The sequence below is a fragment of the Neptuniibacter sp. QD34_54 genome, assembly GCF_047778055.1.
GTDB lineage: Bacteria > Pseudomonadota > Gammaproteobacteria > Pseudomonadales > Balneatricaceae > Neptuniibacter.
The window spans coordinates 54,223-66,783 of the sequence record NZ_CP180546.1 but is presented as its reverse complement, the minus strand read 5'-3'; the positions used below and the strand labels follow the sequence as shown (position 1 = coordinate 66,783).

Annotated in this window: 7 protein-coding genes; 1 reads left to right on the top strand and 6 read right to left on the bottom strand. The window is 45.2% G+C overall.

The genetic code is table 11. The features are described 5' to 3' along the window. Positions 1-18: 18 nt before the first annotated feature. From ACMXYP_RS00280 to ACMXYP_RS00270, 3 genes are all read right to left on the bottom strand, one after another. Positions 19-1,176, bottom strand: coding sequence for an acyl-CoA dehydrogenase family protein (locus tag ACMXYP_RS00280; protein WP_415883014.1), 1,158 nt, complete (start codon positions 1,174-1,176; stop codon positions 19-21). Positions 1,177-1,374: 198 nt separating this feature from the next. After that, positions 1,375-2,220, bottom strand: a complete 846-nt coding sequence (locus tag ACMXYP_RS00275) for a metallophosphoesterase family protein (RefSeq protein WP_415883013.1) — start codon at positions 2,218-2,220, stop codon at positions 1,375-1,377. 14 nt (positions 2,221-2,234) lie between these two features. Next, a complete protein-coding gene (locus tag ACMXYP_RS00270) occupies positions 2,235-3,605 on the bottom strand; it encodes a sodium:proline symporter (RefSeq protein ID WP_415883012.1) in 1,371 nt (456 codons plus the stop codon). A gap of 251 nt (positions 3,606-3,856) precedes the next feature. On the opposite strand from ACMXYP_RS00270, the gene ACMXYP_RS00265 reads away from it, so the two are divergent. Then, positions 3,857-6,085, top strand: a complete 2,229-nt coding sequence (locus ACMXYP_RS00265; RefSeq protein ID WP_415883011.1) for an EAL domain-containing protein — start codon at positions 3,857-3,859, stop codon at positions 6,083-6,085. A gap of 29 nt (positions 6,086-6,114) precedes the next feature. On the opposite strand, the gene ACMXYP_RS00260 is transcribed toward ACMXYP_RS00265, so the two are convergent. The 3 genes from ACMXYP_RS00260 to ACMXYP_RS00250 all read right to left on the bottom strand — a co-directional run bounded on the left by ACMXYP_RS00260 (position 6,115) and on the right by ACMXYP_RS00250 (position 12,510). Further along, positions 6,115-6,987 carry a diguanylate cyclase gene (locus ACMXYP_RS00260; protein WP_415883010.1) on the bottom strand — a complete coding sequence of 291 codons (873 nt, stop codon included), beginning with the start codon at positions 6,985-6,987 and terminating at the stop codon, positions 6,115-6,117. After that, positions 6,984-11,711 (bottom strand): response regulator, encoded by a 4,728-nt coding sequence (locus ACMXYP_RS00255; RefSeq protein ID WP_415883009.1) that lies wholly within the window; start codon positions 11,709-11,711, stop codon positions 6,984-6,986. Before ACMXYP_RS00255 ends, ACMXYP_RS00260 begins: the two co-directional genes overlap by 4 nt. Before the next feature lie 202 nt (positions 11,712-11,913). Then, positions 11,914-12,510, bottom strand: a complete 597-nt coding sequence (locus tag ACMXYP_RS00250) for a DUF2799 domain-containing protein (protein WP_415883008.1) — start codon at positions 12,508-12,510, stop codon at positions 11,914-11,916. Positions 12,511-12,561 lie beyond the last annotated feature (51 nt).

Sequence of the window (12,561 nt, the reverse complement as noted above, 5' to 3'; positions counted from 1 at the left end):
CGCATGAGCAATCTTTAATTACTGGTGCTCAGCCAGTATTTCTCGCGCAATAATGAGTCTCTGAATTTCGCTAGTGCCTTCGTAAATCGAGGTAATTCTCACATCGCGGGCATAACGTTCCAGTGGGTATTCCTGCATGTAGCCGTAGCCACCTAAAAGCTGCAGCGCGCTGTAGCAAGCTTGATTGGCTTTTTCACTGGCAAAGAGTTTTGCCATGGAGGCTTCTTTAGCGAAGGTCAGCCCTCGTTGTTTACGATCAGCAGCGTTCAAAAGGAGTAATCGTGCGGCTTCCAACTCGGTAGAACGATCCGCAATCATCCACTGCAGGCCCTGAAAATCAGCTATCGCTTTACCAAACTGCTTACGCTCTTTGGTGTAGGCGATGGCGAAGTCCATCGCGGCTAACCCAACACCCAGTGCGAGAGAGCCTATACCGATGCGTCCACCGGCAAGTTCTGCCACAGCCAGACGAAAACCATCATTTAGCTCACCTAGAATCGCTGATTCAGGTACAAGCACCCGATCGAAATACACTTCATTGGTCGCTGAGCCATGTTGGCCCATCTTCTTTTCTGCCGGGCCAACTGTGATCCCCTCGCTACCTGCTTCAACTAAAAAGCAGGTAATCCCCTTACCTTTTTTCGCTTGTGGATCGGTCACCGCCCACACCACAAAGACGCCGGCAAACTCAGCGCTAGTAATCCACTGCTTAGTACCGCTGATCTCATAGCCCTGATCGGTTTTGACCGCTTGAGTTCGCATCGATGCTGGATCGGACCCCGCACCGGCTTCGGTTAAGCAGAAGCTACCTGCTCGATATTCGCCGCTGCAGATCAGTGGCAAGTATTTAGATTTCTGTTCTTCAGTGCCCATCGCCTGTATGACTTCCGCCACCATATTGGTCACTGACATAGTCACAGCAGTTGATGCACAGGCACGGGCGATCTCGGTAATCGCTAAACTGAAGGCGACAGCTCCCGCTTCAGTGCCACCATGGTCTGCAGAGATGTTTAGCCCCATAAAGCCCAATTCGGCGAGTTGCTGACAATTGGCCAGCAGAATGCTCTTGTCTTTTGTCTGATCCAGCTCCGCCGCTACCGGTGCTAATTCACTTTCAGCAAAGCGCTTGGCGGTATCCTGAATCAGTTGTTGTTCTTCTGTTAATGTGAAATCCATAAGGAACACCTTATTAGGGTTTACCCTAATCTATACCTTATATATTTCATTTGGTAAAGATAAAAATGACAGGCATAAAACAGACAAAATCTGAAGAATTCAGTATAATCCTAGGAAAACAACAGATAAGTAGTAACCCCTATTAATTTTATTAACTTAAGAGTTACTACAGGAGATGAGGATAAAAGGAAGTGTAAATTAGGTGATAAGGATCGAAGAAAGTTCGAGCATTTGCCCACGCATTGCGCGCTCTGATTCAGGCAAAACATCTTCGCTAGGCCAAAAGCCTGTCCGTAAACATTCAGCGTAAGGCGCTGCCAAATTCGCTTGCTGCATATTCTCGCTAGCCTGATCCGCAGGATAATCCAAGCGATGCCAGCTGACCTCAATGCCCTGCGCATTTGGCGTCAAAAGCATGTACCAGACAGAAGCCGTGCCATCATTCGCCGGCATGCCGATCACACCGCTATTCAGCCAATACCCCTGCTCCAATTGCGTTCCAAAAGGGATACCACAGTGACCGCCAACCACAACATCAGCACCCGCTAGATCTAGCTGAGTCTGCTTATGCTGCGCTGAACTGCTGGCAAAGATAAATTCATTTATCCGGTCGACACTGCCGTGCACAACTTGAAATCGTTTATCCGCCAGCTCAAAGCTGATTTGCCGAGGTAGTTTCCCCATCCATAGTTTATCGTCTTGAGAGACCTGCTGACTGGCGAATAGGTACCATTCAACTGAGAGCAGGGAGCAAGCCGAATCTTCCGAAAAACCACAGCCACAATCAGGCGCATCCGCAGCTAAGGCTTCCTCACAGTTCCCCATCACCACAGGAATACCCCAGTCACGGATTAACGCTAATGTCTCGACGGGTTCCGCACAGTAAGCTACCAGATCCCCTGTGCAGATAACCTGCTGCGAAGATAAGCCCAACCTGTCGGCTTCCTGTTTAAGCGCTCTGGTGGCCGCTAAATTGCTGTACGGGCCGCCAAATATCAGCAGCGGCCCTGTTAGTGTTCCAAGGTCCATATTTCCTAGACTCACAGTCACTTAACTCATTAAGCCGGCTGTAGTTGCTTTTGGCTGGCTCCACCAACTAAGAACAGTGCACAACCACCAATCATCACAACCACACATATCCAAAGTAACTTAGTGTATTTATGCGCTTCGCCCAACATCGCCGTGTAACCCGAAGATTCCGTGAAGTAGAGCAGAGCACCAGCCATCGCTAGGATAAAACTGCCTAGATAACTCCAGACTGGGATATCACGACGATTTGCCCACAAACTGAAGAAGATAACGGGTACCAGATACATCGAAGCCGTGCCGCTTACGGCTACTGCACTAAACAGATCTTTGTTACCGATAAACACCATTACCAGGCCCATCAACATAAACAACGCCATCACCATACGGCCATTACGCAGATTCACAGGCAGAAGCTTCATATCCACGACCATCATCTTCGCCGAACTGGTTAGCGTGCTATCCAAGGTAGACATGGCAGAGATAATCAAAGAGGCACTAAACAGGAACATCGGTAACTCACCCAGCAGACGCGTCAGCGCCTGATTCATATCTTCTCCTGAGATCGCATTGGCGCCTGCAATCACCCCTAATGAGCCAAACGCGATAATGCAGATACTGCTAATCCAAGCGGCATGGATAAAACTACGTCTTGTCGTTTCACGATCTGCTAAGAAACCACGATCCATCATCACAGGGTCATGCATTGGATAACTCCACACCTGCAACAGAGCGACAATCAATAGGATTGGACCGGGATCACTAATTTCAAACGGTTTAAACGCGATTAGATCGGCATTGAAGTGACCGCCACCAGCCACCAAGGCTAACAACACCGCCAATACACCAATAAACACCATCATCTGGAAGAAGTCTGTACGCAGAGACGCCTGCAAGCCGCCCAACATGGAGTAGATCAAGGTAACAACCGCTAAGCCAACAACCGCCAATGTATAAGATTGCGTGCCAGCCGCACCAAACAAGATACCGATAACCAGTAGATTGGCAAACACCTCACTGACCAGACGCACACCGATAACAAAGTTGTAACAGCGACTACCCCATTGACCAAAACGATCAATCAGAAACGCTTGAACACTCTCATACCCCTGCTCAAATCGGAGGTGATCGACAATCTTTCCTCCGGTCAAAAACGACAGATAATAAGCCGCGTAAGCTAATGTTCCCCAAATTCCGTAATAGAAGCCCAAAATGGCTGCATTCAAAAGCGAACGTGCAAAGATCCAAGTGGTTACCTGCGAGAAAATCAGCGTTAAAAGCCCCGGCGCTAGACCTTCTGCGGTTCGGCCTTTAAAAAAACTACTTTCATGATTCACTTTGCGTGAAAGGAAAACTGAAACCAACGCTAAAGCCGATACAAGCAAAATCAGCCAAATGTCCATAGGTAACTCCATTTATAGAAGGGGAAGGATGCTTGCTGAGACAGCGACTCTTGAAAGCAGTTCCCCGTCTTTTCAAACATTCTTTAATCGTAATAGACTCTCTTGATTGTTTGATCAAATCAGATAATCCAACTGGCGGTAATGCCATACCTCGTTTATAACTAATAAGGTTCAATAAATTGATAATCAAGGAAGATTTTTAATGATCTCTGCATATACTTAGTAGTAATCCCATCGTATGAGGAAAGTCTATGTCTGATGAACTCATTGTTTTTGCCGAAGAGGAAAATAACGATTCTACTCTGGCGGCAACAAACAACAGTTCACGACCCTGGAAGGTTTTAGTCGTTGATGATGACAAAGACGTTCATGAGGTAACAAAATTCGGCTTAAAAGGTTTGGTTTTTCTAGGACAACCTTTAGAGCTATTACACGCCTATTCGGCAAAAGAAGCACAAGAAACACTCGCTGAGAATAAAGATATAGCGGTCATCCTGCTTGATGTTGTAATGGAAACAGAAAGTGCAGGCTTAGATCTAGTCAAAACGATTCGTGATGATCTGGCACTGACTAATACCCGCATCATCTTACGAACCGGTCAGCCAGGGTACGCCCCAGAAATTGAAGTCATCCTCAAATACGATATTAACGATTACAAGAATAAAGCCGACCTAACCCGTACTCGTCTTTACACCAGCGTTACTGCCGCAATCCGGTCTTACTCTGAAATAACCGCTATCGACTCCAGCCGCAAAGGGCTAGAAAGAATCGTACACGCCTCAAGTGAATTGATGTCACTACACGGTATTCGAGAGCTAGCAAACGGTATTATCTGCCAATTAGCAGCGTTACTAGGTATTTCAGAAGAAGGCATGATCTGCTTTAAGAAAAACAGTGACGACGAAGTTAATGCAACCGGATCTGAATTTACAATTGTAGCTGCATCTGCTCAGCCTAGCAGTCAAAAGGAATTTCCCGAAGTTATCGAGGATGCCAATATCAATGCAATGCTACTGGAAGCCAGCAGCAAGCGCCGAAGCATTGAGAATGACTACGCTTGCGTACTCTACTTCCCAAGTGAATTCCGTAATGACATGTTGCTATACCTAGATATTCAGCGACCACTTGAAGGAACAGAGCATCAACTGCTCGAAGTTTTCTGCAGTAACATCTCTGTCTGCCTCGATAACGCGACCATTCTCGATCGCTTACACAATTACGCCTATTTCGATTCTTTATTAAATATCCCTAACCGCGTTTCCTTTGCTAATCACATCGATAAAACCATGCTCAGGCAGCTTCATCCACAGCTTATTACGCTGATCGATATTGATCATTTCAGTGGCATGAATGACACCTTAGGTTCAGAATCGGGTGACGAATTACTTAAACTGGTCGCAAACCGTCTCAGCGCAAACCTGCCTGAGGGCTCGTTTATCTGCCGTATTTCTGGCGATACCTTTGGTGTTATGGGACCAGAAAATAGCTTTACCGTTGAACAGATCAACGAGATGCTGACCAAACCGTTTGAGTTATTCGGAGATGAGCTCTCTATCTCCATCACACAAGGCTGCTACATCCTTAAAGATGCCAATATAAGCGGTAATAATGCGATCAAGCGTGCAAATATAGCCCTTAAACGCGCTAAAGATATTGCACGTGGCGAATTTATTGAATATACCCATGAAATTGAGCGTGAAACACAACAACGTATGCTCTTGCTTCAAGGGCTACGTAAGGCGTACAGTGAGGGCGAATTGTTCCTCGCTTACCAACCCCAAATTGATCTTCGCACCGGTAAAATCAGCGGTTTTGAAGCGCTTATCCGCTGGCGTACCAAGAGCGGCGCTCTGATATCTCCAGTCGAATTCATCCCTGTTGCCGAAAGCTCTGGTCTAATCGTCCCTATCGGTGAGTGGGTCATGGACACCGCGATGCGTGATCTGGAGATCATCGAGAAAAAGTACGGTTTGGGTCTTCAAGTAGGCATCAATATTTCACCGGCTCAATTCCGTCACCCTGACTTTTTAAAGCTTATAAAAAGTAAGTTGGATAACTTTTCTCTTAAGCCACAACAAGTTGAGTTCGAGGTAACTGAGTCTGTTGCCATGATCGACACCAACAGTGTGCGAGAGATATTACAGGTAATTCACGATCTTGGCGCCAAAGTCGCGATTGATGATTTTGGTACCGGATTTTCATGCCTCAGTTATTTAGAAACACTTAACTTTGATCGCCTAAAAATCGATAAATCATTTATCGATAAAATGTTGGATAAACAGAAAGGGACACATATACCTGAGATGATTATTAACTTAGGTCGAGACCTAGATATGGCGGTTATTGCAGAGGGGGTAGAAACAGCAGAGCAAGTAGAACGCTTAAAAGAGCTACAATGCTTCGAAGTTCAAGGCTATCACTATGCGAAACCTATGGAGTTGGAGCAGCTTTGTATCTGGTTGGACAAGCATTTGAGCTAGTAGGGCCGCTAGCTCAGATTATTGGGTAATTACTCACTGACCACGCGATTTCGACCTTCACCTTTTGCTCTATATAGCGCCTTATCCGCGCGATCTAACAACTGTTCGATACTCTCACCCGGGTAGAATTGCACCACACCAATACTGACGGTTATATCCAACCCTTCTGGTTTCAATTGTTCTACTTGCTCGCGAATTTCTTCAGCCTTTTCCTTAGCTGATGCAAGGTCACAATGCCCTAGCAAGATAACAAACTCCTCCCCACCAAAACGCGCAGGAATATCATCTTTGCGACATATACGCCCTAAAAGGTCACCGAGCTCACGCAGCACTTTATCGCCAACCAAATGACCATGGGTATCGTTTACCTGTTTGAAGAAATCTAGATCGAGCAGCATGACACTGAGCGGATCACTGTGGCGCTCTGTATGCGCTAAACGCTGTTCAGCAGTTTCTAGAAGATAGTAACGATTGTAGAGACTTGTGAGTTGATCCTTCAATGCGATCTCTTTAAGTAGATCTCGCTGCTGCTTCAACGTTACATGAGTATTCACTCGCGCGAGTACAATCGATGGACGGACCGGTTTGGCAATATAGTCCACCGCACCCAGTTGCAAACCGAGCTCTTCATTACGATCAGCATCTCGTGCGGTCACAAAAATTATAGGGATATCTTGAGTATGAGGCTGACCTTGCAGCTTTTGACATACTTCGTAGCCGCCCATATCAGGCATCTCGATATCTAACAGGATAAGATCAGGTAAGGGGTCAGCAACCGCTAGTTTGAGGCAATCATTCCCCCCGGTCGCCACCTTAATCCGGTAATGATCCTTTAAGCAGTTTGCCAAGACTTTAATATTTGAAGGCACATCGTCTACGATTAAAACGACAGGCTTGCTCATGTCTTGTCGACTCCGTCCGAAAGCTCTGGTTGAATACCGAGCGCTTCTTCCAATATAGCCAAGCTATCCTCAGCAGCTTCAAAATCAAATGCTGATAATCTAGCGTGAAGCTGTTCTAACGGCTCCTTCAATTCCAAACCGCTCGCGCTCTTCCATAAGTCATCATACTCTGTGGTATCGATATAGCTACCTAAATTAACGGCTTCCCGAATAGAAATAATTTTCTCTTTTACTTCATCCTCAGTGAGACCTACTGGCATAGGCTCTGTTTTTTGCGAGGTGTATTCTGCAAAACAGGCTTTAACCTCATCATAAGCCTGCAAAAACTCAGGCATTACTTGTAATGCACCATCCCCATCATCAGCCTTAGCTAACTTTTCCAACTTAGCAGCTTGGGCCTGCAGGGCTATTGCTGAAAGGTTAGCAGCCATACCTTTAACTGCATGGGCTGATTTACCTGCCGCTGCCCAATCAGACTTACTTATATATGATTTAATGTTGTCTACTATAGGATCAGCATCGACCGCGAATATCTCTAATAATGGAGCAATCAATTCCTCTTTGCCCATCATCCTAGCGATAGCATCCTGCTTGTCCCAAACCGCAACAGAAATCTCTTCCACTTGTTCAACTTCCTCAGGTTGTGAAACCGTCTCGGCAATCCCTAAGAAACGTTGTAACACCTGATTAAGTGCAACAGGAGAGACCGGTTTACTGAGGTAATCATCCATACCTGCAGCCAGACACTTCTCCCTATCCCCTGCCATAGCATTCGCTGTCATCGCAATAATGGGGATCGTGATATTTTTCTGTTTAGCTTTGCCTGCCCTAATTTGCTGAGTGGCTTCATATCCATCCATCTCTGGCATCTGACAGTCCATCAACACTAAATCATAAGGGCAGTTATTTTCTAGTGCAGCATTTAGGCTCTGCAACGCCTCTAAACCATTACCAGCCATATCAGCGGTGAGACCTAACTCTTGTAGGATCCCTTGTACCACCAGCTGGTTAATCTGATTATCTTCAACCACTAGGATACGCTTCTCACCTAAGGTAGGGTGCCCTTCAATCGAGAGATCTTTTAGATAATGACTAGTTACTAGCGGCGAGGCATTACTCAGTGCCTCACCACCACTCGCAACCACTTGAAGAGCGTCGAAGATATCTGAAGTAGTTGCAGGTTTAGGAAAATAACCACTAAAACCTATATCAGCAAAACGTTTGGCATCACCACGATGAGCCATTGAGGTCATGAGAATGAGTTTAGCGGAACTGAATCTATGATCAGCTTTAAGTATTCTCCCTAGTTCTGCACCATCCATACCCGGCATCTGCATATCCATAAAGACAACATCAAAGCAGGCTGTTGAAGACTCGTAAAATTCCTCACAGCGAGCAATAGCTTCATTGCCATCTTCCGCTTCTACAACCTTCGCTCCCCAATGCAGTAACTGTGCAGATAGCACTTCGCGATTGGTTCTATTGTCATCAACAACTAAGATGTCTAGGTTCTCTATACCTGTATAAGGAACAACTACTTCTGCTTGCTCGCTCGTTTCTAGGTATACGCTAAAGATGAACTCGCTACCTTGACCAACCGTGCTCTGTACCGATATTTCTCCACCCATCAGTTCACATAATTTTTTACAGATAGCGAGCCCTAGCCCAGAACCACCATATTCACGAGTAGTAGAAGCATCTACCTGACTAAAGGATTCAAACAGTTCAGGCAGTTTTCCAGGAAGAATACCTATTCCCGTATCCTTAACACTACAATCTAAACGCAACTGATCGCCTTGATGCTGCAACTGTGACTGGATAACCACCTCACCTTCACTTGTGAATTTGATGGCATTCCCCACTAAGTTAATTAACACCTGACGCAAACGTCCTGGATCACCTTTAACCATAGAGGTTTCAACACCGGTCAAATCAAGAATAAGCTCTAAACCTTTATCTTGAGCTTGCAGCGCCATCGCTTCTGCAAATTCACCAAACATACCGCGCAAGTTAAAGTCGATACATTCTAGTTCTAACTTGCCTGCATCCACTTTGGAGAAATCTAAAATATCGTTAATCAATGCCAGCAGGGAATTAGCACTGGTTTGCGCAACGACCGCACGATGCCGCTGATCGTCGGTCAAAGGCGTGTTCAGCAATAGCCCCAACATACCAAGTACGCCATTCATCGGGGTACGAATCTCGTGGCTCATATTGGCTAAGAATTCACTCTTCGCGATATTGGCTTGTTCTGCCTCATCTTTCAGCGCAATTAGGCTCTGCTCCATCTCACGCTCAACGGTGACATCCAGATTGGTGCCGATCATTTTTAAGGAACGTCCTTGATCATCCACCATATGGGCAGCTGTCGCTTTCACATAACGTACCGTTCCATCAGGAAAATTAAGTCGAAATTCACAGTGCCAGTCATGTCGGCCACGAACAGCCTCTTTTAGCGAGCCTTCGGCCATTTCAATATCTTCCGGACAAACCCGCTCACGCCAATAATCAAAATAGAGATTATTATTAATAACCTCTTCTGGCACTTGGTAGATCTTGATCATCTGATCGTCCCATTGCAGTTCATTGGTGATCAGGTCCCACTCCCAAATACCCAGCCCCGAGGACTCCACCGCAACATCCACACGACTTAACGCATCTTCAAGCTTACCCTGCATATCTTCAGCCAGATCCAAAGCTTTAATCAGACCTTGCTCGGCATCCACGCGGGTTGAAACATCTCTGAAAGACCATACTCTACCTACCGCATTATCCTCAACGTACATAGGAATTGACGATTGTTCATATGTTCGACCATCTTTCAGGCTCAAGCTGGTAAAATGAGAGCGCCCCTCAGAGTTGATCAGGCCTTTAACATTGCGTGCGGCCTCATCAGCATTATTCAGTTGCCTTAAAATAGGCCCAAGCACATGGGAATGATCATTAAACTCTTCTGGTAATCCCCATAGTTCAGCAAAACGCTTATTGTAACGAATAACACTACCATCATTCTTAGTTACTAGAATCCCGTTATCCGTGGACTCTAAAATCGATGCCTGTATGGTCAACGCCTCAGTAATTTCCAACTCCATCTGCTTACGCTTAGTTATATCACTTCGAATAGCGACATAACTCAGAGGGTGACCCGCATCATCTTTAAAAGGAACAATAGTTGTCTCAACCCAATAAATACCACCTTGTTTATTGCGATTTCGAATCTCTCCTTTCCATACCTCTCCTGAAGCAATCGTACGGTAGAGCTCGATAAAGAATTCCCGTGGATGATATCCAGAATTAAGAATGCGATGATTCTGCCCGATCAATTCCTCTCGGGTAAAACCACTAATTTGAGAAAACTTTTCATTAGCATAGGTAATCGTTCCCTTGAGATCGGTGACCGCCACAATAGAGTGCTGATCCAAAGCAAACTTCTGCTCCCCTAGCTCCAGCAAAGCTTGATTAGCTCGCTCGACACTACGCCTCAACTCAGCCTCATGAAGCTTTCTAGTTTCCAACATCAGATTAAACGCATCAGCCAGCTGGGCAGTTTCTATATTATTGGCATTGACCTCAACCCGCCCAGTATTGCCCGTCGATGCTTCGCGACTGGCATGCGCCAGAGTAATCAAAGGCCTACTAATACGGCCTGCAATGCCAAACCCCATCAATAAGACCATCAAGGCAGTAACTAAGCACAAGACCAAAGTAACTTGCCCTAACCAGTGAGATGCTTTTAAAGCGATATCTAGGTCAACTTCACTAACCAAAATCCAACGGATATTTTCAAGCACAATGACATCATGCATACCAATAACCGGTACTCCATTAGGACCTATATAATTCAAAGCATGCTGAATCGAATTTTGATCAGTATCTGCCACTGCATGTAGATACATCTCTGTCTCAACTTTACGTTTGAGCACCTCATCCCGATTGTTTCCGATTGGAGTAATTAAAGTGCCGTTAATATTCATCAAGTAGTGAAGATGCTGCTCTTTCTCATCTACAGCCACATCAAGTAGATCAAAAACTCGGTCAAATCGCAGCTGAATGGCGAATGCACCTATAGTTCTGCCATTTTCATCATTAATTGGAGCAGTTAAGAAACCGGCAAAGGCATCATTGGAAGGAGCATATACTTCCATGCCAGAAAACGAGACATTGCCGCTACGAAGAGTATTTTTAACACTGTAGGCAAATTTTGTTCTGCTGTAAGGTCCACGCTGCAGACTTGTGCCCAAATCATTTTCTTGAGCTACAGAAAATAGGATATTGCCGCGGCTATCAATCAAAAAAAGATCGGAGATATAATCATAGCGGCGACTAAAACTGATTAAATCAGCTTTATGTTTGTCTACTCGTTGAGACCAATCTTCGCTATAAACATAATCTTTAGCACTTAACCCACTATGCTGAATTCCTCTTGAAAGAGAGGACAACATAGAAAGGGTATCATGGGATTCTGCTTTAAATCGAAGATCGACCACTCGATAGTCAAACCAATTTCGAATCGAGCGAATTGTCACTAAAGAAGATTGACGGAGCTTTTCCTCAGCGGCCACTAACAAACTATCTTTAGCTTGTTGATAACTCAACCAAGATACGAAAGCTAAGGGGATAAGCGCTAACAAGGTCATCCATACCATGAGCTTTACACGCAATGAAGCCTTGCGACCAATATCAGGATTGGGTGTGGAAGACTCAGCTGCCTCTTCCCTCTTCATACAGAGTACGTCCTTTGGCTAGTTTGTGCAGATCAATTGCTGACAGAATTATAAAACCGATCAATATCAACAACCTGCTTAAGAATTCCATTCCTTAAAGCATAGCCTAATTTAGCTTTCCGACAGGAGAATTTCACACCTTTATCGACCAAAGACTCTGGTTAAGATTGATGCCCTAAAAAAACCTGTAGGCTGATCACACTCAAAGCAATTTTTGCAGTGCTGCTTTTTCCCGTAGCAGTTTCAATTCCATACGAAAAAGCTCAGCTTTTAAGTTGGGTAAGCGTTGCTCCATGTCCTTAAGGTCATCCAAAAGGCGCTGACGTTCACTACGACTTTTACCCTCTGCCACCAATTTAGTTTCTGTTTTGATAATCTGATCTTTAAGCTTCTTTTGTGCGGCTTTATTTTTACGAATATCAGCTTCCAGTGATTTAACCGCTTTTTCTTGCTGGTAAACCTCTCGTCCCTGTTGGTATTTAGCTATGAAAGCGCCCTCTAATTCAACCGGACAAACATAAGCATATGTGGCACCTTGGCGACCTAAACGATAGGCATTGTCAGGCTGACAATATCTTTTCAGTCCCTCGTTTCGCCCGTGAAGGTAATCCTCAAGATTTAGGCTCACTCGATATTCAGCGCAGGCAGATTGGTGTTCAGCCAGATAAGCTTCTGCTTTACCCTGTAAACCGTCTCTATAGCCAATTCCTTGCCAATCCCCTGTAAGACACTCTTCTTGGCTTAAACTGGCACAGCCTGGCAAAATCACAAACAACGATGCCAATATCAATGAACGCATAACAGACAAACCTTCGATGGAAATAAGCAAATTTAACTTACTCAAGCTGAA

What these genes read in the sequence shown, in the direction of transcription:
- ACMXYP_RS00280 (WP_415883014.1), bottom strand. Translation starts at nt 1,176, where the DNA reads ATGGATTTCACATTAACAGAAGAACAACAACTGATTCAGGATACCGCC.
- ACMXYP_RS00270 (WP_415883012.1), bottom strand. Translation starts at nt 3,605, where the DNA reads ATGGACATTTGGCTGATTTTGCTTGTATCGGCTTTAGCGTTGGTTTCA.
- ACMXYP_RS00265 (WP_415883011.1), top strand. Translation starts at nt 3,857, where the DNA reads ATGTCTGATGAACTCATTGTTTTTGCCGAAGAGGAAAATAACGATTCT.
- ACMXYP_RS00260 (WP_415883010.1), bottom strand. Translation starts at nt 6,987, where the DNA reads ATGAGCAAGCCTGTCGTTTTAATCGTAGACGATGTGCCTTCAAATATT.
- ACMXYP_RS00255 (WP_415883009.1), bottom strand. Translation starts at nt 11,711, where the DNA reads ATGAAGAGGGAAGAGGCAGCTGAGTCTTCCACACCCAATCCTGATATT.
- ACMXYP_RS00250 (WP_415883008.1), bottom strand. Translation starts at nt 12,510, where the DNA reads ATGCGTTCATTGATATTGGCATCGTTGTTTGTGATTTTGCCAGGCTGT.